Origin of the sequence: Pseudomonas sp. MSSRFD41 (assembly GCF_014230245.1) — a bacterium.
Lineage (GTDB): Bacteria > Pseudomonadota > Gammaproteobacteria > Pseudomonadales > Pseudomonadaceae > Aquipseudomonas > Aquipseudomonas piscis.
Map to the genome: position 1 here is coordinate 115041 of NZ_JACKZK010000004.1, position 22182 is coordinate 137222.

At 61.7% G+C, this 22182-nt stretch carries 17 protein-coding genes; 4 read left to right on the plus strand and 13 right to left on the minus strand.

Going from position 1 to position 22182, the window contains the following annotated elements:
- Positions 1-14: 14 nt before the first annotated feature.
- From H7A76_RS09365 to H7A76_RS09375, 3 genes are read left to right on the plus strand one after another with little or no spacing between them, the layout of a single operon-like run.
- Positions 15-1046: a dehydrogenase gene (locus tag H7A76_RS09365; RefSeq protein ID WP_185698228.1), complete on the plus strand. Its 1032-nt coding sequence runs from the start codon at positions 15-17 to the stop codon at positions 1044-1046.
- A complete protein-coding gene (locus H7A76_RS09370; RefSeq protein ID WP_185698229.1) occupies positions 1031-1627 on the plus strand; it encodes a D-sedoheptulose 7-phosphate isomerase in 597 nt (198 codons plus the stop codon). Before H7A76_RS09365 ends, H7A76_RS09370 begins: the two co-directional genes overlap by 16 nt.
- The gene (locus H7A76_RS09375) at positions 1627-2313 is read left to right on the plus strand and encodes a sugar phosphate nucleotidyltransferase (protein ID WP_221775174.1); all 687 of its coding nucleotides are present in this window, start codon (positions 1627-1629) and stop codon (positions 2311-2313) included. Before H7A76_RS09370 ends, H7A76_RS09375 begins: the two co-directional genes overlap by 1 nt.
- Positions 2314-2449: 136 nt before the next feature.
- On the opposite strand, the gene cysC is transcribed toward H7A76_RS09375, so the two are convergent.
- The 13 genes from cysC to H7A76_RS09440 all read right to left on the minus strand — a co-directional run bounded on the left by cysC (position 2450) and on the right by H7A76_RS09440 (position 19842).
- Positions 2450-4354 (minus strand): adenylyl-sulfate kinase, encoded by a 1905-nt coding sequence (cysC, locus tag H7A76_RS09380; RefSeq protein ID WP_185698231.1) that lies wholly within the window; start codon positions 4352-4354, stop codon positions 2450-2452.
- Positions 4355-4356: 2 nt separating this feature from the next.
- Entirely contained in the window at positions 4357-5778 is a 1422-nt protein-coding gene (locus H7A76_RS09385) for an FAD/NAD(P)-binding protein (protein WP_185698232.1), read from the minus strand.
- Entirely contained in the window at positions 5778-7232 is a 1455-nt protein-coding gene (cysD, locus tag H7A76_RS09390; protein WP_185698233.1) for a sulfate adenylyltransferase subunit CysD, read from the minus strand. The genes H7A76_RS09385 and cysD overlap by 1 nt, the downstream gene beginning before the upstream one ends.
- Positions 7233-7749: 517 nt before the next feature.
- Entirely contained in the window at positions 7750-8277 is a 528-nt protein-coding gene (gene ppa / locus H7A76_RS09395) for an inorganic diphosphatase (RefSeq protein ID WP_022641232.1), read from the minus strand.
- Between the two features lie 171 nt (positions 8278-8448).
- The gene (locus H7A76_RS09400) at positions 8449-9261 is read right to left on the minus strand and encodes a zinc-dependent peptidase (protein WP_185698234.1); all 813 of its coding nucleotides are present in this window, start codon (positions 9259-9261) and stop codon (positions 8449-8451) included.
- Positions 9262-9266: 5 nt separating this feature from the next.
- Positions 9267-9923 carry a DedA family protein gene (locus H7A76_RS09405; protein WP_185698235.1) on the minus strand — a complete coding sequence of 219 codons (657 nt, stop codon included), beginning with the start codon at positions 9921-9923 and terminating at the stop codon, positions 9267-9269.
- 389 nt (positions 9924-10312) lie between these two features.
- Entirely contained in the window at positions 10313-10771 is a 459-nt protein-coding gene (locus tag H7A76_RS09410; RefSeq protein ID WP_185698236.1) for a GNAT family N-acetyltransferase, read from the minus strand.
- 106 nt (positions 10772-10877) lie between these two features.
- The gene (gene eutC / locus H7A76_RS09415) at positions 10878-11702 is read right to left on the minus strand and encodes an ethanolamine ammonia-lyase subunit EutC (protein WP_022641228.1); all 825 of its coding nucleotides are present in this window, start codon (positions 11700-11702) and stop codon (positions 10878-10880) included.
- An 11-nt stretch (positions 11703-11713) separates the two neighbouring features.
- Complete coding sequence (locus H7A76_RS09420) at positions 11714-13108, minus strand: ethanolamine ammonia-lyase subunit EutB (RefSeq protein ID WP_185698237.1); 1395 nt, start codon at positions 13106-13108, stop codon at positions 11714-11716.
- Between the two features lie 51 nt (positions 13109-13159).
- Positions 13160-15355 carry an ethanolamine ammonia-lyase gene (locus tag H7A76_RS09425; protein WP_185698238.1) on the minus strand — a complete coding sequence of 732 codons (2196 nt, stop codon included), beginning with the start codon at positions 15353-15355 and terminating at the stop codon, positions 13160-13162.
- A gap of 28 nt (positions 15356-15383) precedes the next feature.
- The gene (locus tag H7A76_RS09430; protein ID WP_185698239.1) at positions 15384-16820 is read right to left on the minus strand and encodes an ethanolamine ammonia-lyase reactivating factor EutA; all 1437 of its coding nucleotides are present in this window, start codon (positions 16818-16820) and stop codon (positions 15384-15386) included.
- Between the two features lie 25 nt (positions 16821-16845).
- Complete coding sequence (gene eutH, locus H7A76_RS09435) at positions 16846-18126, minus strand: ethanolamine utilization protein EutH (RefSeq protein ID WP_185698240.1); 1281 nt, start codon at positions 18124-18126, stop codon at positions 16846-16848.
- A gap of 195 nt (positions 18127-18321) precedes the next feature.
- Positions 18322-19842 (minus strand): aldehyde dehydrogenase family protein, encoded by a 1521-nt coding sequence (locus H7A76_RS09440; protein WP_185698241.1) that lies wholly within the window; start codon positions 19840-19842, stop codon positions 18322-18324.
- Between the two features lie 382 nt (positions 19843-20224).
- Between H7A76_RS09440 and H7A76_RS09445 the strand changes: the two genes are divergently transcribed.
- On the plus strand, positions 20225-22147 hold the full coding sequence (locus tag H7A76_RS09445) for a sigma-54-dependent Fis family transcriptional regulator (protein ID WP_185698242.1): 1923 nt from the start codon (positions 20225-20227) through the stop codon (positions 22145-22147).
- Positions 22148-22182: the final 35 nt, after the last annotated feature.

Genomic DNA, 22182 nt, shown 5'->3' on the forward strand with positions numbered 1-22182 from the left:
AGTGGAACTAACTAATGCCAACATTTCGCGCGCGAGCCCCTCTTCGTCTTGGTTTGGCCGGAGGCGGTACGGACGTTTCTCCATACTGTGACATCCATGGTGGGTTTGTACTCAATGCCACCATTGATCGCTATGCTTATGCAGTTATTAAAACATTAGATGAGTCTGTTGTTCGGTTGGTCGCTACCGATCAACAGGCTGAGATGTCCATGGCCGCAGATGGCACTCTGGCTTTAACTGGTGAGCTTGACCTGCACAAGGCCGTCTATAACCACATGGTGCAGAACTTTAACGAAGGTAAACCAATTCCAATGGAGTTGAGTACCTTCTGTGATGCACCTCCAGGATCTGGCCTAGGATCTTCTTCAACTTTAGTCGTCGCGATGATCAAGGCCTTTGTCGAGTTATTGAATTTGCCTCTTGATGACTATGCCATTGCTCATCTAGCTTATAAAATTGAGCGTATAGATTGCGATCTTCAAGGAGGTCGGCAGGATCAATACTCGGCAACCTTTGGTGGTTTCAATTTCATGGAGTTTTACGCCAATGAGCGGGCGGTAATCAATCCGTTACGTATCAAGGATTGGGTGTTGTGTGAACTTGAAGCTTCGTTGGTTTTATACTTCACCGGCGTTTCTCGAGAGTCTGCTCGAATAATTTCAGATCAAAGTAATAATCTTAAAGCCGGTGTGTCAGCTGCGCTAGAAGCTATGCATGGTGTGAAGCGTGAGGCTCAAGCTATGAAAGAGAGCCTGTTACGTGGTGACTTTACCGGTATTGTTGAGTCTATGCGCCTTGGCTGGGAAAGTAAGAAACGTACTGCCAAGACTGTATCAAACCCCAAGATTGATGAAATATATGAGGCCGCATGTAACGCTGGTGCCCTAGCTGGGAAAGTTTCCGGGGCCGGTGGGGGAGGCTTTATGTGGTTCTTTGTTCCAGCTGAAAAACGCATGAATGTAATCCGGACTTTAACTGCTTTCGGTGGACAGGTGAGTAACTGTCACTTCACTAAGCATGGTTCTCAAGCATGGAAATCATTATGAGAAACTATATCAAGGAGCGTATGGCTGAAACACAGCAGGTCATATCTGACATGCTTGTAGATCAGGCATTATTGGAATCCCTTGAAGCTGCATCACAAGCCTGTGTTGACAGTATGCAACGAGGGAAAAAACTTCTGTTACTGGGGAACGGTGGTAGTGCGGCCGATGCTCAGCATATTGCTGGTGAGTTTGTCAGTCGCTTTGCTTTTGATCGGCCTGGCCTGCCCGCAATTGCTTTAACGACAGATACTTCCATTCTTACCGCAATTGGTAATGACTATGGCTATGACAAATTATTTGCTCGACAAGTGCAGGCTCATGCGCAAGAGGGTGATGTGCTGATTGCCTATTCTACATCGGGTAAGTCGGCGAACGTTATTCTGGCCTTGCAGGAGGCTAGGAATCGCGGAGTGCTATGCATTGGTATGACAGGTAATCGAGGTGGACCAATGCAGTCGCTCTGCGACTTCTATTTGGGGGTGCCAAGTGCAGATACTCCGAAAATTCAGGAGGCTCATGCAGTGCTTGGTCATATTTTATGTGGGATTGTTGAGCGCGCCTTGTTTAAGGAGGGTGTTTGATGGAAGCCATTGTCTTGGCTGGAGGCTTAGGAACACGGCTGCGTTCGGTCGTGGCCGACTTACCCAAGCCAATGGCACCGATCGGCGGACGTCCATTTCTTGAGATTCTATTGAACATGATAGCTGCCAGAGGTTTCTCCAAAGCTATTTTGTCAGTGGGATTCATGGCTGAGACAATCATCAGCCATTTTGGGGCTCGCTATGGGGAGCTCGAAATAGCTTATGTAATCGAGGATCGGCCGCTTGGAACCGGAGGTGGTGTGCGTTTAGCGATGGATCATGTAACCGCAGATCATGTATTTGTTTTTAATGGCGATACTTTTCTTGATCTAGAATCGCATCATGTAGAGCAGTTATGGAAAGCTCGCCGGCGGCCGATTATCGTCGGATGTGAAGTCCTTGATACTTTACGTTATGGGCGACTATTGACAAAAAATGGTATTGCTACAGGCCTCACTGAAAAAGGTGTAAGCGGTTCAGGACTCATCAACGCAGGTTGTTATGTGCTAGAGACTGGACAGTTGAATAAATTCAAATCAGGTGATGCTTTTTCCCTTGAAGCAGACTTCCTTATACCAGCAGTGGAATCTGGAGGTTTTGATGTGTTTGTCAGCTCAGGGGCGTTCATCGATATTGGTATTCCCGAGGACTACCAGCGAGCTCAAACTGAATTAATTGGCCGATAACCTGAATTGATTCGTGGGTGAGTTAGCTAGAAGCATTGTGGGTGATTTTTATAACTTATATAAAATTTGCTTCGCCGCAGCTAAATAGATATCAGCATGGCTGAATGCTGTGTCACTGGGCGAAGCGTTATCTTTTTCAGTTATGCAAAATTTTATCAACTAAGTTGCTTAATATTTGATTCGAGTCGGTTTGCTCCGGGGTGATGGTGAGTGTTGGGAGCTGTGGGGCTTCATACGGGCTATTGATGCCTGTCATGTTCGGTAGCAGCCCACTCCTTGCTTTTTTGTAGAGTCCCTTGGGGTCGCGTTGTTCACAGACTTCGAGGGGGGTATCGACGAACACTTCGATGAAGTGTCCCTCTCCGATCAATTGTCGGGCCATCTCGCGTTCGGCCCTGAAAGGGCTGATGAAGGCGGTCATCACTACCAGCCCTGCATCCATCATCAACTTGGCCACCTCCGCGACGCGGCGGATGTTTTCCACGCGGTCAGCGTCAGTGAAGCCCAAGTCCTTGTTTAGACCTTGGCGTACATTGTCGCCGTCCAGAATGTAGGTGCGCTTGCCTTGGGCGTGGAGTTCTTGCTCCAAGGCATTGGCGATGGTGGATTTACCGGAGCCCGATAGGCCTGTGAACCAGATGACCTTGCCTTTGTGGCCATTGAGCCGTTCGCGGTCCTGGCGAGTGATGCTCAAAGCCTGGCGATGTACGTTCTGTGCCCGGCGCAGATCATGGCGGATCATGCCGGCGGCGACGGTTGCATGGGTAAAGGTATCGACCAGAATGAACCCTCCCAGTGCTTGCGATTCGGCAAAGGGGCTGAATACCAGTGGCGTGCTCAGGGCCAGGGTGGCCACGGCAATATCATTCAGTCCCAACTGACGGCCCGCCTCCCGGGAGTGCGTATCCACATTCATCTTGTACTTCAGGGTAGTGATGCTGGCGGTGGTCCATTGGGTGGCCAGCTTCAACTCGTAGGTCCTGCCGATGAGCCCGGCTTCCTCGACCATCCAGACCAGGGTAGCCTCGAACTGATCACTCATCGGCAATGGCTGGGCTGCCAGGGCGAGTACATCCCCGCGTGAGGCCTTTAGCTCCTGATCCAGCACCAGCGTTACGGCATCTCCGGCTCTAGCCTTGGGCAGGTCGCCATCGGCGGTGACGAGTCGAGCCACCTTGGCTGTTCTTCCCGAAGCGGTGACTCGTACCTCGTCCCCAGGGGCCAGCTCGCCGGATACCAGGCTGCCACTGAGGCCGCAGAAACCGCTGTCGGGGTTGTTGATCCACTGCACTGGGAAGATCACCCTGGTGCTGCTGGCGCGCTGAATTTCCAGGGCTTCGAGGCAGCCGACCAGGGTCGGTCCCGAGTACCAGGGGGTGCGAGCCGACCTGCTGGTGAGGTTATCGCCTTTCAGGGCGGAGACGGGAATGGCCGTGACGCTGATGAAACCCAACGTCGGCGAAGTTGCCTGGAACTCGTCCTGAATGGCCTCGAATACTCGCTGGCCGTCTATGACCAGGTCCATCTTGTTGATCGCCAGGACCACGTGGCGGATGCCCAGTGCCGATAGCAAGCAGGCATGCCGACGAGTCTGTGTGCGCATGCCTTGCACAGCATCGACCACCAGTACCGCGACATCCGAGGTCGAGGCTCCGGTCACCATATTGCGGGTATAGCTCTCGTGGCCGGGGGTGTCCGCCACGATGAAAGCGCGGCGCGAGGTGGAGAAGAAGCGATAGGTCACGTCGATGGTCATGCCCAGCTTTTTTTCAGCGGCGAGACCGTCGACCAGCAAGGCATAGTTGATGTCCTTGGCCTGGGTAGCATGGGGCTGGCAATTGGCACGCAAACTGTCGGCTTCATCTTCCGTAACCTGGTGCAGTTCCCACAGCAGTCGCCCTACCAGGGTGCTCTTGCCGTCGCCCTGGCTTCCGCAGGTGATCAGGCGCAGGGAGTCTTGGTGCTGCTTGGGGACGTCGACGACAGGCGATGATCGAACGGTGTCTTGGTGCTTTGAGGGATGAAGGACGGTCTCTGGCATGATCAGGCGAGCTCAGCTTGAGTCGGGAGCACAGGGTAGATCGCCAGTTGCCTGGCTAGGTGTTGTGCGAGTCGTTGTGTATGCCCCCGAAGTTCCGGCACCGCAATGGCTTCCCAATGCTGCGCTTTGAGCATCGGGCCGACGTACCACAGCCCTGGGGTAGCCTGGCCGCTGGAACAGGTCGGTTGATAGTGATCATCGATCAGCACGCCCAGTTTGTTGGGGTCGGGGACCAGCAGTCCATCCCGGGCCAGTTGCTGTAGCAGGGGGCTGGAATGAGAGCCAATGGACATCCGCGGGCCGGTGCAGTTGATGATCGCGGCGACCTCCAGGGATTGTTCCCGAGGCTGGCAGCGAGGCCTGAACTGCACTTGTAGCATTCCGCGGCTAGTGGCCCGCATATTTGTGAGGCGCCCACCCAGGACCTGAACTTCGTCGCTCTCTTTCAGCGCTTGCAGGCGATCTGCCGAGAGTGGTGCCAGGCGATGACGGTGGATGTCCCAGAAGGCCATGCCATGGCGCAGGAAGCGCTGGCGTTCGACCAGGGGCATGGCTTGCCACAGGCGTGGTGTATGAGGACGGAGCTGGTTGAGCACGTCGCGCCAATCGCAGCCTGCCAACGCCTTCCGAGCTATTTCCTTGCGCAGTTCCCGCAGCAGGGTACGTACGCGTAGCGGTGCTTCACCGAGGTAGGTCGGGTACTGGCTGGTGGCAGGGGGCACGGGGTTGAGCCGGTGAGCGTGGGGCAGCAAGCCATGTCGGGAAAGCATCCAGATCCTGCGTGGCCGGGCTTGCTGAGTCAGTTGGAATAACGCATCCACGGCAGTGTGGCCGGTACCCAGGATCAGGACGGGCGCATCCCCGGGCAGTTGGCTCATGCGCTGGAAGTCCCAGGGCTCGATCACCTTCTCGAGCTCCTTGGGCGGCAAGGGTAATGGAAAGCCCGGTACCTGGTGCCCAAGGGCCAGGACCACGTGTTGCGCAGCCAGGAGGCGGCCGGAGGCCAGCGTGACCGTGAAGCCATCCTTGCCAGGTCGACTGTGTACCGCATGGGCCTGGTCCTGCACAAGCCTCAGTCGGCCGGGGTTGGCGGCCATGGCCCGTTGCAGATTGAGCTGCAGGTAGCGTCCATAGAGGCGGCGGGAGACGAAGCTGCCGACGTTGAACGAGGGGTCGATTTGCTGGCAGAACTCCACGAAGTGCGAGGGATCGTCGGCAAATGCACTCATGTTGCCGGCAGGTACGTTCAACAACAGGTTGTCATCATTGCCCCGATAGGCAAGGCCACGGCCCGGCACAGCCGCTGGGTCGAGCAGTGTGATGGAGGCGGCTTGTCCGGTAGTGGTGCGCAGCAAGTGGATAGCTGTCAGCGTGCCGCTGAATCCGCCGCCGATGATCAATATGGGCGTCGAGTCGTCAGTCATCAGAAGTAACCCTCACGTTTTTTCTGTTCCATGGAGCCGGGGCTGTCGGTATCGATTATCCGGGCGTGCCGTTCGGACCGGTGGCTATGCATGAGTTCCCGAATAATCGCTTGTGGTGTTTCGGCATCCGACTCCAGGGCGCCGGTGAGCGGATAGCAGCCCAAGGAGCGAAAGCGCACTGTCCTGATCTGGATCTTTTCGTCCGGTAGCAGGCGACAGCGCCCATCATCGACCACCATGATCATCTCCGGGCGCATCACCACGGGGCGTGGTTTGGCGAAGTACAAGGGGGCAACATCGATGTTCTCTTGATGGATGTACCGCCAGATATCCAATTCGGTCCAGTTAGACAGCGGAAACACCCGGATGCTCGTGCCGGAGGCCTTGCGGCTGTTGTAGAGATTCCATAACTCGGGGCGCTGGCCCTGAGGATCCCACTGGTGGGAAGCCGGGCGTGGCGAGAATATGCGTTCTTTGGCTCGTGACTTTTCTTCGTCGCGTCTGGCGCCGCCCAGCACTACATCGAATCGATAGTGATCCAGGGCTCGTTTCAGGCCTTCGGTCTTGGTGATCTGGGTATGCAGGGCCGAGCCATGGTCGAACGGATTGATGTGTTTCTCGAGCGCTTGGGGGTTGGTGTACACCAAGAGTTCCATGCCGCTCTCTCGGGCGACGGAATCCCGGAACAGATACAGCTCCTGGAATTTCCAGAGGGTATCGATGTGCAGCAAGGGCAGCGGTGGTGTCGATGGATAGAATGCCTTGCGTACCAGATGCAGCATGACATCGCTGTCCTTGCCGGCGGAGTACAGCAACACTGGGTTCTTCGCCTCGGCCACGGCTTCGCGGATGATGTAGATGCTCTCGGCTTCCAGGCGTTTGAGCCATGGCGCGTGGACAAGCTCCGCACTGCGCTCATCGTTGTGCTGCTTCGGTGAGAGCACTCCTTGATAGGCAGGTAGGCAGAACTGGACGTTCTGAGTGCTGGCCATCGCCCGGGTCGCGCCGACCAGTGCGCCATGGGGGAAGAAGGCGATGGGTTTGTCGACGTGATGCTGCAGGGCATCGAGGGCCTGGTGGATGGCCTCGCTACCTGTTCCGGGCAACGGTATCCAAAAGCGTGCGCCACGGGCGTCGTTGACATGCAGCACGGGCCGTCCGTTGGCGAAACTGTCGATCTGGCCGAACAGTACGCGATCACGGCGTCTGCGGGCCTGGTGGATGGCCCATGCCAGTACCAGCGGGTTCGCTGGGCGATCATGCTCATCACGCAGATCGTGCTCCGATAAAGACTCGGGCAGCAGGTGGAGGCTATGCAGGCGGCGTTCTGCGGTGCGCTTGGTGTCTGCCTCGCCCAGGCTCTTCAGGTGGGCGAAGGCCAACTCGGTGTCCCAGACTCGCATGCTGTCCAGGCCCATCAATTCAGGCAGAGCTTCTGTCGCAATTTGCGTCATTCTGATTTTTTGCCTGTGTCTATTTCCTTGCTATTAGATTTAAGCAGATTTTTTTTCGTGTAAAGCAATATGCGACAGAACGTACTCGTTCCATGGTGGGTTGGAGAAGTACTTGTTCGGTGGGGAGTCGGAGTGAGGTTTTTCAGGCATTAAAAAGCCGGCTTGTGGCCGGCTTCTCGGGGACTGGCTTGGCTTATTTTTGGTAAACCGCACCAGCCTGCAAAATGGACACCCAGCTCTTGCGGCTGGCTGTGGGACTGGCGGGAGAGTCATCCGCTTCGTCGGGCGATCTGGCCATGAGGGCCGATGCGCAAAGGTGGGGCGCAGCATACGCATATTCATCTGGAATTCCCAGCGTAAAGCGCGAGCCAGAGGCCTGAAACAGAAAAATAATCCTCCCTGGGACCCAGGCTACGCAAGAGTGCGGCCTGCCAGCCAGGTTCCTGTCACCCATGAAAAAGCCCCGATCTCTCGGGGCTTTTCTTGAAGCGTGTCGCTCGAAGCTTATAGCCGCTTCTTAGCCCTTGTAGGCGGCAACCGACTTCTGGATCTCGGCGCGGGCGGCGTCAGCGTTGCCCCAGCCATCGATCTTCACCCACTTGCCTTTCTCCAGATCCTTGTAGTTCTCGAAGAAGTGCTTGATCTGCTCCAGCAGCAGCGCTGGCAGGTCGGTGTATTCCTTCACGTCGACGTACAGCTGGGACAGCTTGTCGTGAGGAACGGCGATCACCTTGGCGTCGCCGCCGCCATCGTCGGTCATGTTCAAGATGCCGACCGGACGAGCGCGGATCACCGAACCCGGGGCGACCGGATAGGGAGTCACGACCAGCACGTCCAGGGGGTCGCCGTCGTCGGCCAGGGTGTTGGGGATGAAACCGTAGTTGGCCGGGTAGAACATCGGGGTGGCCATGAAACGGTCAACGAACAGGCAGTCGCTGTCTTTGTCGATTTCGTATTTGATCGGCGCGTGGTTGGCCGGGATTTCGATCGCGACGTAGATGTCGTTCGGCAGGTCCTTACCCGCTGGAATCTTGCTGTAGCTCATTGGGCGTTGCCCCCGTTGATTGACCAAAAAGTGGCGCCGATTATAGACACACTCCGCTATCGATGCCACGTACCGAGGGTCGTAGAACCTTGGTCGCGGCGCCTTGCAGGCGAGCCTGGCATGGCCTGGCGCAGCGCCTTCGGATGAATGACGTCACTGCCCGGCAAGGCATTAGTGCTGCGCTTGATAGAGCGGATCGTGGGCCTGAAGTTGCTGCAACCTCGCCAGTGGATCTTGCCGGTAGAACAACCGTAGCTGTTCATAGACCTGCGGATAGGCCGCTACCAGCAAATCCGGAGCGCTGAAGAAATACTCGCTGGTCACCGCGAAGAATTCCGCCGGGTTTTCCGCGGCGTAGGGATCGATGGCCGTCTCGGTGTCCGGGGCCTCGTCCAGCTGGCGATTGAGATCGTCGTAGGCGGCCTGCATGACCTGGGCCCAGTCGCTGACTCGCATGTCCCCGTGCAGCGGTGGCAGGCCGTTGGCGTCGCCGTTGAGCATGTCCAGCTTGTGGGCCAGCTCGTGGATCACCAGGTTGTAGGCCTCCCAGCCGCCGCTGGCCAGGACCCCGGGCCAAGCCAGGATGACCGGCCCCTGTTGCCAGGCTTCGCCGCTGTGTTCGCCGTCCCACTCGTGCTCGATGCCACTGGCATCGCGATGGCGCTGGGGGCTCTTGAAGTCGTCGGGGTAGAGGATGATTTCGTGGAAACCCTGGTACCAGTTCAGGTCGCCCAGATGCAGCAATGGCAACTGCGCCTGGGCAGCCAGCAACAGGCGCTGTTCCTGGGGCAGCTCGACTCCCGGCAGGGCCGTCAGGTGCTTGTCGTCCAGGAACAGCACGCTGGCTTCGCGCAGCCATTGGTCCTCGGCGGCGCTGATGCCGTCGAGGAAGGGCAATTGCTGGCGTACCTGCTGCCAGGTCTGGTCGCTGACCGGATGCCTGGCCAGGCGGCGTTTACGGCGCCAGGCACTCAAGGACCACATGCCGCTCAGCGGCTCCCGGCTTTTTCAGCGTTACGCCCGAAGCGGCTGCGCAGCACGCCGATGATCATCGGCACCAGGGACAGGAGAATGATCGCTACCACCAGCAGCGACAGGTTCTTCTTGATGAACGGCACGTTGCCGAAGAAGTAGCCCAGGGTCACCAGGCCACCGACCCAGAGGATGGTGCCCGCCACGCTGAAGGCGAAGAAACGCGGGTAGGGCATTCTCGCCACGCCGGCCACGAAAGGCGCAAAAGTCCGGATGATGGGCAGGAAGCGCGCCAGGGTCACGGTCTTGCCACCGTGCTTCTCATAGAAATCGTGGGTTTTCTGCAGATAGTCGCGGCGGAAGATCTTCGAGTCGGGGTTGCTGAACAAGCGTTCTCCAGCCGTTCGTCCGATCACATAGTTGGTGCTATCGCCCAGGATCGCCGCGAGCATCAGCAATCCCCCCAGAAGCACCGGGTCCATGCCGCCGCCAGCCGCCACCGCGCCGGCGATGAACAGCAGCGAATCCCCCGGCAGGAAGGGGGTCACCACCAGGCCGGTCTCGCAGAAGATCACCAGGAACAGGATGGCGTAGATCCAGGGCCCGTAGTTGGTCACCAACATGTCGAGATAGACGTCGAGATGGAGGATTAGGTCGATCGGGTTGAAATCCATTGAGGCACCTGTGGTGACGGCCCGGCTCGGCGGGCCTGTGCGGTTGCTTTGAGAAAAGGGGCTATGAGGGTGTGAGATTTTTCTGAGGGGCCAGAAAGGACGGCATTATAAAGGCTGACGGGTGAAATGCGTGTTCAGATTGTAGCGGCACATGTCGATCCGCAACCTGTCGGCACGCTGACAGATTCCGCGGTCTGGGACCGGAGACTCATGCCGATCAGTTAAGGAAAGGGTAGAAGCGAGGCTTGTCCGTGAGGGCTTCAGAGCGCTGCGTTTATCCAGTCGACACGCGCTACCGTTAACGAGCCTCGCGAGCAATCGAGCGTCGACCGGCTGCTCCCTCGGAGGATCACCTCGCTTGACTGACTGGCATCAGGCCCGGGCCGCTCTCAGTCTTCGCTTATGGGCAGGATGTAGTTCTTGAACTCCGTGTCCTCACGAAATCCCATGGATTCATAGGTCTTGCGCGCCACTTCGTTGTCGCTGCTGGTGGAAACCCGCATACGCACGGCATGGGTTTCCTTGGCCATCTTCTTCGCAGTGCGCATCAGGTTGTCGGCCACCAGTTGGCGGCGGGCATCCTCGGCGACATAGATGTCATTGAGGATCCACACACGCTTGAGGGACAGGGACGAGAAGCTCGGATAGAGCTGGCAGAAGCCCAGCAACTTGCTGCTGTCGTCATCGGCCAGGGCCAGGTAGATCACCGATTCCTTGCGCCGCAGGCGCTTTTCCAGGAACGCCCGGGAAGAGTCCGGGTAAGGCAGGGCGCCATAGAACTCGCGGTACTTGACGAATAGCGGGGTCAACAGATCCAGGTGCTCGAGGGTTGCTTGAGTAATCCGCATGATGGCTCTCAACTTCAAGTGGATGTGACGGCACAGGTTGGAGAACTCGGGCAGCCGCGTTGCGATGCTGCCCAAAGCGGTTAAAAAGCGCAATCGTCTTGCAAAATCACACTTGGGGCGGGCCCAGGAGGAAGTTGCCCTTCATGTCCGCGGGCGAGTCGCTGTCCAGGGTCTGGACCTGCGCCTCGTCCTTGAGGTTCACCCCCGACAATTGCCGGCGGCAGGCTTCGCGCATCAGGTACAGCAGCCGATGGGCGGCCATGCCGTAGCTCAGGCCCTCCAGGCGTACGTTGGAGATGCAGTTGCGGTAGGCATCGGTGAGCCCGACCTTCGGCTGGTAGGTGAAATATAGCCCCAGACTGTCGGGAGAGCTGAGTCCCGGACGCTCGCCGATCAGGATGACCGTCATCTTGGCGCCCAGCAGTTGGCCGATTTCGTCGGCCACCGCCACTCGGCCCTGTTCCACCAGGATCACCGGCGACAGCGACCAGCCTTCGGCGGCGGTCTGTTCTTCCATGCGCGCCAGGAACGGCAGGGTATGGCGATGCACGGCCAGCGCCGACAAGCCATCGGCCACCACGACCGCCAGGTCGACCCCGCCGGGGTGGGCCTGGGCATATTCGCGCAGGGCCTGGGCCGACTCGTCGCTGAGCCGGCGCCCCAGGTCAGGGCGTTGCAGGTAGCTGTGGCGATCGGTGGCGGCGCTGTGCAGCAGCAGGCTGTCGCGGCCCCGCTCGGCCAGCTGGGCGCTGAGTCCGGCATGGTCGAACGGCAGGTGCACGGCATCCCGGGCCTGGGCATGGGCGAACTGGAAATCCAGCTGGGCGCCAGTGGGCAGGCTGGTGCCGGTGCGGCCCAGGGCGATGCGCGCCGGGGTCAGGCGGCGCAGTTCCAGCCAGGGGTTTTGCGAGTCGCTCGGGTGTTTTTGCATGAGCCTGTTCCTTATCCCAACTGGGCCAGTGCCTGGCGGAAGGCCGGGGGCAGGTTGTTGCCGAAATGCACCTTGCCGTCGGCCTGGGTGAAGATCCCGGTCCGTGCCAGCCACTGCTCGAATTCGGGCGCGGGCTTCAGGCCCAGGGTCTGGCGGGCGTAGAGGGCGTCGTGGAAGGAGGTGGTCTGGTAGTTGAGCATGATGTCGTCGGACCCCGGGATGCCCATGATGAAGTTGATCCCGGCCACCCCCAGCAGGGTCAGCAGGTTGTCCATGTCGTCCTGGTCGGCTTCGGCGTGGTTGGTGTAGCAGATGTCGCAACCCATGGGCACGCCCAGCAACTTGCCGCAGAAATGATCCTCCAGGCCGGCGCGGATGATCTGCTTGCCGTTGTACAGGTACTCCGGCCCGATGAAACCGACCACGGTGTTGACCAGGAACGGCTTGAAGTGCCGCGCCACGGCGTAGGCGCGGGTTTCGCAGGTCTGCTGGTCGACGCCGAAGTGGGCGTTGGCCGACAGCGCGCTGCCCTGGCCGGTCTCGAAGTACATCAGGTTCTGCCCCAGGGTGCCGCGGTTCAGGCTCAGCCCTGCTTCGTAGCCTTCCTTGAGGATGTTGAGGTTGATGCCGAAGCTGGCGTTGGCCGCCTCGGTGCCGGCGATCGACTGGAACACCAGGTCCAGGGGCACGCCACGGTTGATCGCCTCGATGGAAGTGGTGACGTGGGTCAGCACGCAGGCCTGGGTGGGAATCTCGTAGCGCTGGATGATGGCGTCGAGCATCTCCAGCATGGCGCAGATCGAGGCGATGCTGTCGGTGGCCGGGTTGATGCCGATCATGGCGTCGCCGTTGCCGTACAGCAGGCCGTCGAGAATGCTCGCGGCGATGCCGGCCGGCTCGTCGGTGGGGTGGTTGGGCTGCAGGCGGGTGGACAGGCGCCCGCGCAGGCCCAGGGTGCCGCGGAACTGGGTCACCACGCGGATCTTCTGCGCCACCAGCACCAGGTCTTGCAGGCGCATGATCTTCGATACCGCGGCGGCCATTTCCGGGGTCAGGCCCGGGGCCAGGTCGCGCAGGCTCTGCTCGTCGGCGGCGTCGCTGAGCAGCCAGTCGCGAAAACCACCGACGGTCAGGTGGCTGACCGGGGCGAAGGCCGCCTTGTCGTGGCTGTCGATGATCAGCCGGGTGACTTCGTCGGATTCGTAGGGGATCAGCACCTCTTCGAGGAAGTGCTTGAGGGGGATGTCCGCCAGGGTCATCTGGGCGGCCACCCGCTCGCCGTCGTTGAGGGCGGCGACCCCGGCCAGGAAGTCCCCGGAACGGGCGGGGCTGGCCTTGGCCATGACTTCCTTGAGGCTATCGAAGCGATAGGTCTGAGAACCTACGCTGTGGGAAAATTGGGCCATCTCAGTCTCCGTTTCAACGATGTAGGGGCGTTGCCGAATGCTGGCGGATCATCAGGATGCCACCTTCTTCAGCAGGTTTTCCAGACGGTTGCCGGCAGCCCGGTGCTGGAGGATGGCAAAGGCCTTTTCCGCCACCAGGCTGCCGCCTTCCAGCGGCGGCAGGCCGCCGCTGTAGATGTTCGAGATCACGGTGTATTCGTAGCCGATACCCGGGTTGCCGCTGAACTGCGCCGCCGCGCGCCGGGCCTGGTCGTCCGGCAGGCGATAGCCCAGGTAGGCGGACATGCTGCGCGAGGCCAGGGCATCGCCGCCGGGACGTTCGCCGATCAGGACGATGATCAGCTGCGGTTGCAGCGCCTCGCCCACCGACTCCGCCAGCTTGACCCGGCCGTAGGGCGCGAGGATCGGTTGGCCGATACGCAGCTGGCGGCTGCGCAGGCCGTCCATCAGCACCGGGAGCAGCTCGGGAATGTTGTGGTGGATGGCCTCGGCGCTGAGGCCATCGGAAATCACGATCTGCACGTCGTTGTATTCCGGCTGCAGTTGGCGCAGTACCTCTTCGGTCAGGCGTGCCCCCAGTTCCGGGTCTTGCAGGTGGGCCAGCTTGTCCGGGGCGGCGGTGCGCAGCTCGCGCAGGGGAATCTCGCCGATCTCGGCCGGGCGCAGGTCGACGTAGATCGCCTCCCGGGCCACCGCCAGGTTGGCCCGCACGATGCGCGAGACCGTGTTGGCCGGGCGCGGCCCGGCATTGTCGAAACCGTAGGTGGCCGGGGTGGACTCCAGCAGGCGCTGGAAGTCGATGTCCGACTCGCAGAAGATCCGCGGGTTGCCCCAGTTCGGCCCGCGCTCGACGTTGCCATGGGCATCCTCCTGGAAGATCCCCTTGCCCAGGGCCCAGCGCAGGTACTCCGGAGCCGGCGCCAGGTCGTGGACTTCGCGCAGGGTCTGGTTGTCGTGGGCGCTGGTATCGAAGTAGGCCAGCATGCGATCGGTGCTCAGGTACACGTCCATGAAGAAGTTGGCGCCGGCCGCGGTCAGCAGCTCGGTGGCCATCTGCTGGCCTTCCAGGGTCACCTGGGAGTGCAGGGTGTAGCAGGGCGCCATGCCCATGGGCAGCCCCAGCAGCTTGCCCATGAACTGGTCCTGCAGGCAGGCATAGGTCATCTCGAAGTTGTCGAGGTGGGTTTCCGGGCCGATGAAACCGGTGACGTTGTTGACCATGTACGGCCGGTAGCGCCGGGCCAGGCCGTAGCACAGCGCCTCGCAGGTGGTCATGTCGATGCCTTCGTGCTTGCCATAGGTCAGCTCGCTGCCCTGGCCGGTCTCGAAGTACATGAAGTTTTCCGCCACGTCCCTCAGCGGGCCACGCTCGGCCATGGCCTGCCAGGCCTGGTCGAGCAGTTGCACGGTGACGTCGAACTCGTCGGTCAGGGTGCGCTCGGTGCCCGCCAGGCTCTGGAACATGATTTCCACCGGCGCGCCCTGGTCCAGGCAGGCCAGTTGGGTCTTGATGTGCGACAGCACGCAGATCTGCGTGGGTGCCCCGGTTTCCCGGCGCAGCTTGTCCAGGTGGCACAGGGTGGCGCGGATGTTGTCCACGGTGTCGATGGCCGGGTTGAGGCCGATCAGCGCGTCGCCCGAACCCATGCTCAGCCCGGTGTACACCAGCAGGGTGATGCCGCTGAGGTTGTCGGTGGGGTGGTTGGGCTGCAAGCGCGACGACAGGGTGCCGGGCAGGCCCACCAGGGTCCGGGCCTTGGCGGCCGCACCGCTCTTGAGCTTCTTGGACAGCAGGATCAGCTCGTGCACGTCCAGCAGCTTGGCCAGGGCGGCGACCATCACCCCGGTCAGGCCCGTGCCGATGCGGCGGATCTGCGTGCCATGGCTACGCAACAGGCGGTCCTTGAGGGCGCCCAGGGTCAGCCCGGATATCTCGGCGAACACCTGGTGGTCGATGTCGTAGTTGACCTGCATGACGCTGTCGATACGGCCATGGCGGTCGGTCAGGGGGTGCTCGAAGTAGTGGCCCAGGGTCAATTCCGAGAGCACCTTGCGGGCCGCTTCGCGAGTGATTTCGTCGGCCGCCGCGAGGCCGGCCACGCGGTCCCCGGCCTTGCTGATGTCGGCGGCGCCGAGTACCGCCTTGAGATTGGCGAAGCGGATTTCGCGATCCAGGACCCGGGTGCCGTAGCTGCGCTCTGCGGGCACCTCGGGCAGGCGGATGTGCTGGAGTTCGGTGAGTGGCATGGCAGGACTCTCCTTGGTTCGCATCGCCTCAGTGCACGCCGTAGAAGGCGACGGGCACGATGTGCTGATGGGGTTTTCCCAGGTTGATGAAGTGCGCCGAGCGCTCGCGTACCTCGTCGATGACGATCAGGTTGCAGGCACTGCGTCCCCAGTCCGTGGCGTAGTTGCCCAGGACCTTGCCGATGTTGCTTTCCAATAGCAGCACCAGTGGCCACTGCGGTGCCGGGGTCGCCGCTTGCAGGGCCTGGGCCAGGCGCGTGCCCAGTTGGCGGACCTGCTCCAACCGGGGAACCTGGCCGCCATCGAGCAATTGCAGGCAGGCACCGTCGCGACTGCCTAGGGCCAGGCCCAGGGCGTCGCGCAGTTGGCGCTCGCTGGCGTCGATGGGCAGGCGCGCGACGATGGGCAGGTCCTTGAGCGGCAGCGCCTGTGGTCGTGGCAAGAACAGGGTGCTGCCGGAAATCTCGGTGTTGTGCAGGGTCAGGCCATAGACCGTGGCCCGCCCGCGGTTTTCCGGCAGCAGCCGGTTGGCATCCCCCACCAGCCGGGGCTGGCGAGCGATGGCCAGGGCCAGGTCGATGCCCAGGTCGCCATAGAAGGTGGTGCCGGGTAGCGTTTCGCCTTGCAGGTGGCGGTAGAGCAGCTCGCCGACACCGCCGGAAAACGTCAGCGCGGCACTGGCATGGCCTTGGGGTAAAAGCAGCGGCAACTGCTCGACCAGCCGGCCCAGCGGACTGGCGAAGAACGCCCGGTCGCCCTCGGCGATCGCCAGCAACGCTGCGATGTACCAGGCGAGGACGGCGTCCCGCTCCGGAGGCATGAGCTCCTGGCCGGGCTCCCTGGCGATGCCCAGGTGCTGGAGCAGGGCCCGGCCGTACGCCGAGATTTCCCTGAGCCGATAGCTGCCGGGTTCGAATTGCAGGTGCCGGGCGCCGATGAAATGGCAGCCACTGGCCAGGACGTTGCCATCCAGGCCCCAGGCGGCATTGCTGGTACCGCCGCCGATATCCAGGTTGAGCAGGGGCTGCTGGCGATGGAAGCGGCTCAGGGCCGAACAGCTGCCCATGAAGGCCAGCCAGGATTCCAGGCCGCCGTCGTCGGCCCGGGTCACCAGGACGTTGCCGAGCCGCTGTCCCACCTGTTGCGCCAGGGCCTGGGCATTGTGTCGCCGGGCAGCCAGGCCGGTGATGATCACCCCGCCGGCAAACAGCTGCTGCGGGCGGACTCCGGCCTGTTCCAGCCAGCCTTCGATCAAGTCGCCGATGGCCCCGGTGTCGATGATGTCGTCCTTGAACGGCGTGAACACCGGGTCGCCGCGAAACAGTACGCGGGGTTCATTGAGGGCCATGCGTCCGGTGACGCACTGGCTGCTGAGGCTGGCCTGGGCGATCAGCGCGCTGCTGGTGGTGGAGCCGAAGTCCAGCCCCAGCAGCAACACCGGTGCGCCGCCCGTGATGGCTGGCATGCAGGCGTTCCTTGTCGTGCCGGGCTCAGGCTGTGGCCTTTTGCCCGGGCCCTACTGGCGCTTCCTGCACGCTATCGCCCAGGTACTCGCCCTCGGCGATGATCCCGGCCGCACGGTCCTGGGCTTCCAGTTGCAGGGCCTTGGGCACCGACAGCCAGTAGGCCAGGCCCACGGCGACGAAACCGGCGCTGAGCTTGCCGATCAGCACCGGCAGGATGATGGTCGGCTGGAAGTTGGCGGTGAAGGACAAATGGTCGCCCAGCAGGAAGGCCGCGCAGACACCGAAGGCGATGTTGACCACCTTGTCCTTTGGCGGCATGTAGCGCACCAGGCGGAACATCGCCAGGATGTTGGCGATGGTGGCCAGCATGCCGGCGCTGCCCACGGCGCTCAGGCCGACCTTGCCGCCCAGGCTCTCCAGGGGCTTGCCCAGGTATTTGCGCAGCAGGTAGACCATGGGGAAGGCCCCGGCCAGCATGATGCCGATGTAGCCGGCGGTTTCCAGGGCGCGGGTCTGGTCCTCGGCGTCGGCGATGATCGGGTGGAAGCCCCAGTTGCCGAAGACCGTGGTGAACACGCCGGTGAAGTGCTGGACGATCGACGCCACCAGCACCAGCTTGATCACTGCGTCCAGGGTCCGGCCGAAGATGATGAAGCCCTTGATCATCAGGTCCGGCAGGAAACGCAGGCCCAGGGCCAGGGCCACGACGAAGATCAGGATCGGCAGCAGGTTGGCGAACAGGCCACCCACGGCCAGGGCCAGTTGGTAGCTGGCCTCGGAGTTGGTGCTGACCAGCTCACGGACCATCGGGTTGCTGAAGGCCAGGATCAGGCTGGCCACCATCACCCCGACCGGGATGGTCAGGATGCCGGACATGATCCCCAGGGCCATGTACTTGTGGTCGCGCTTGTCGAGCATCGCCAGGCCCATGGGGATCGAGAAGACGATGGTGGCGCCGCCCATGAAGCCGGTGATCAACGCCATCACCAGCGCTTCCTTGCTGGCCGCCAGGGCCGAGGCCAGGTGGTAGCCGCCCATGTCCGAGGCGATGATCATGGTCGCCGCCAGGGCCGGGTCGGCGCCCAGGGATTCGAAGAAGGGCCCGAAGACCGATTCGATCAATACGGTGAGATAGGGGATGGAAGCCATGATCCCCGCCGCCGGCACGAAGATGTAGCCCGTGGCGTGGATGCCTTCCATGAACTCCTTGCCCAGCCCGCGATCGCTGTCATAGATGGCAGCGAGGGCGCCGAGCACGGCGCAGAGCATGATGAGGTAGAGCACGTAGTTGCCGATCTGGTCCATTGCTTTGCTCCCTAGTCTTATTGTTTTTCAAGGCTCTTGTTCGAGCCCGGGGCTGTGCGCGCGAGGTCGTTGACTCAGAACTTCCGACAGCAGCGTCCCGTCCGGCAAGCCAGTGGCACCGGACCACGAAGGTATAGAGGTGCGGCAGGGCCGCGAAAAACCTCCCGGCGACCGTGGGGCCGCCGGGAGGGTAGATCAGAAGAAGCCCAGCGGATTGATGTCGTAGCTCACCAGCAGGTTCTTGGTCTGCTGGTAGTGGTCGAGCATCATCTTGTGAGTCTCGCGGCCCACGCCGGATTTCTTGTAGCCACCGAACGCGGCGTGCGCCGGGTACAGGTGGTAGCAGTTGGTCCACACGCGACCGGCCTTGATCCCACGGCCCATGCGGTAGGCGCGGTTGATGTCGCGGGTCCAGACCCCGGCCCCGAGGCCGAACTCGGTGTCGTTGGCGATCGCCAGGGCTTCGGCTTCGTCCTTGAAGGTGGTGATGCTCACCACTGGGCCGAAGATTTCTTCCTGGAAGACGCGCATCTTGTTGGTGCCCTTGAGCAGGGTCGGCTGGATGTAGTAGCCGGTTGCCAGGTCGCCTTCGAGTTTCTCCACCTTGCCGCCGGTGAGCAGTTGCGCACCTTCGTTCTTGGCGATGTCCAGGTAGGACAGGATCTTGTCGAACTGCTGTTCGGAAGCCTGGGCGCCGACCATGGTCTCGGTGTCCAGCGGGTCGCCACGCTTGATCTGCTCGATCTTCTTCATCACTGCCTGCATGAATTCGTCGTAGATCGACTCCTGCACCAGGGCGCGGGATGGGCAGGTGCAGACCTCGCCCTGGTTGAAGAACGCCAGCACCAGGCCTTCGGCGGCCTTTTCGATGAACTTGGGCTCGGCCTGCATGATGTCTTCGAAGAAGATGTTCGGCGACTTGCCGCCCAGTTCCACGGTGGACGGGATGATGTTCTCGGCGGCGCATTTCATGATGTGCGAGCCCACCGGGGTCGAGCCGGTGAAGGCGATCTTGGCGATGCGCTTGCTGGTGGCCAGGGCCTCGCCGGCTTCGCGACCGAAACCTTGCACCACGTTGAGTACGCCTTTTGGCAGCAGGTCGCCAATCAGTTCCATGAGCACGGTGATGCCCAGCGGGGTCTGCTCGGCGGGCTTGAGCACCACGCAGTTGCCGGCGGCCAGGGCCGGGGCCAGTTTCCAGGCGGCCATCAGGATCGGGAAGTTCCACGGGATGATCTGGCCGACCACGCCCAGCGGTTCATGGATGTGGTAGGCCACGGTGTTGCCGTCGATCTCGGCGGCGCTGCCTTCCTGGGCCCGCAGGCAGCCAGCGAAGTAGCGGAAATGGTCGGCGGCCAGGGGGATGTCGGCGTTCAGGGTCTCGCGTACGGCCTTGCCGTTGTCCCAGGTTTCGGTGATGGCCAGCAGTTCGAGGTTCTGCTCGATGCGGTCGGCGATCTTCAGCAGGATCAGCGAACGGGCCTGGACCGAGGTCGCGCCCCAGGCATCGGCGGCGGCATGGGCGGCGTCCAGGGCTTTTTCGATGTCTTCGGCAGTGGAACGCGGGAATTCGGCGATCGGCTTGCCGTTCACCGGCGAGGTGTTGGTGAAGTACTGGCCTTTGATGGGCGCGACGAATTCGCCGTTGATGTAGTTGCCGTACTTGCTCTTGAACGAAACGATAGCGCCTTCAGTACCGGGGTGTGCGTAACGCATGGGGTATCTCCTGGCTTTTATGCTTATGGGGGAGGACGCGCTGTAGCGCATGGCAAGCGTAGAGCAAAGCCCGGGCCAGTGTGCCCCATGCCAGGTGAATCAAGGCCTTGTGACAGCAGGTCGCAGCCTCTGGGCCCGGACTGTGGCAAATCTGGCGCAGTATCGAGTGACAGTTTGTAACCTTGATGGCACAACCTGTGACTTATGGGTCAAGCCGACGTTGCAATGCGGCCACGGCTGGAGGATGCTGATTCGCGTGTCGAATCCTGTCGGACCAATCCGCTGAATCCTCGGAGCTTTCGTCGGCGGGGAGCGATTCCCGGACTTCGGCGGCCACAGGATGGCGCCCGCGCGTGACAGCACAGCAGGAGAACAATAAGAAATGCACAGCAGCAATCATCTGACCCGCCATGCCCAGCAAGTGCTGACGGTCGCGCGGGGCAAGGCTCATCTGCAGGGACCTGGCAGCGATCCTTCCATTGCCCGTTCCTGGCTGCGCTGCCTGGAGGACTATCACCTCGACCCGGCCCTGGCCATGGCGCCGACGGTGCTCGAGCACGGTCGTTTGCTGGAGAGTCGCGAACGCCTGCGCGACGTGCTGCAGATCGCCGGCACCGAAATGGCCAACCTGCACCAACAGTTGTCTGGCGCCGGTCACGCGGTGCTGCTGACCGATGCCCGCGGGGTCATCCTCAACTGCATCACCGCTCCCAGCGAGCGCAAGATCTTCGAGCATGCCGGCCTGTGGCTCGGCGCCGATTGGAGCGAGGCCCGCGAGGGTACCAATGGCATCGGTACCTGCCTGGTCGAGCGCCAGTCGCTGACCATCCACCAGGACGAGCATTTCCGTGGCCGGCACACCGGCCTGACCTGCTCCGCCAGCCCGGTGTTCGACCCCCATGGTGAATTGCTGGCGGTACTGGACGTGTCTTCGGCCCGCCAGGATGTTTCCCGCCAGAGCCAGTTCCACACCATGGCCATGGTCAACCTCTCGGCGAAGATGATCGAGAGTTGTTACTTCCTGCGTTACTTCGAAAACCAATGGTTGCTGCGCTTTCATTTGCAGGCCGAGTCGGTGGGGCTGTTCAGCGAGGGGCTGCTGGCGTTCGACGGCGAAGGGCGGATTTGCGCGGTGAACCAGAGCGCCCTGAACCTGCTGGGGCATATTCGCGGTGGTCTGCTGGGCAAGCCCGTGGAGAGTTTTTTCGATTGTTCCCTGGACGAGCTGTTCGGTCGTGCCAGCCTCAATGCCAGCGCCAGCTGGCCATTGCGCACCCGGGATGGGCGGCGGTTGTTCGCCTTGTTGCGCGGTGTCCCGCAGCCCGTCACGCCACCCTTGTTGCGCGCGCCGCTGGAAGTGCTCCAGCCCCGCGCCCCGGGGATCTGCCTGGGGGACGCCGGCCTGCAGAACGATTTTCGCCGGGCTTCGCGGGTGTTCGAGCGTGATGTGCCGCTGCTGATCAATGGCGAGACCGGCTCCGGCAAGGAGGCGTTCGCCAAGGCCGTGCACCAGGGCAGCGTCCGGGCGGACAAGGCCTTTGTCGCCCTCAACTGCGCGGCGATCCCGGAAAGCCTGATCGAGAGCGAACTGTTCGGCTACCGCGGCGGCAGCTTCACCGGGGCGCGCAAGGAAGGCATGCGCGGCAAGCTGCAGCAGGCCGACGGCGGCACCTTGTTCCTGGATGAGATCGGCGACATGCCGCTGGCCTTGCAGACCCGCTTGCTGCGGGTCCTGGAGGATCGGCTGGTGGTGCCCATCGGCGGCGAGCCGCAACCGGTCAATGTGCGCATCATCAGTGCCACTCACCGCGACCTGCAGGAGCGGGTGCGCGATGGCAGCTTCCGCGAAGACTTGTACTACCGGCTCAATGGCCTGGAGATTGCCCTGCCGGCTTTGCGTGAGCGCAGCGACAAATCCCAACTGCTGGACTTTCTCCTGGCCGAGGAGGCGGGCACGCAGCCGGTGGGCCTGGACGAGGCTGCACGCCAGGCGCTGTTGGGCTATTCCTGGCCGGGCAACGTGCGGCAGCTGCGCAATGTGCTGCGGACTCTGGCGGCTTTGTGCGAAGACGGTCGGATCGGCATCGACGACTTGCCGGCGATGATTCGCCAGGGCAGCCGCCCGGCCCCGGCAAGCGAAGCGCTCGAGGCGCAGCCGGAGCGCCCCCTGGACGACGCCGAGCGCCAGGCGCTGCTGGCGGCCCTGGAGCAGCAGCGCTGGCACATGACCCATACCGCCGAGCAACTGGGGGTCAGTCGCAACACCTTGTATCGCAAGCTGCGCAAGCACGGCATTTCGCGCTGAGCCCAGGCACGTCCATCGCCCGCCGTGGCCCAGGC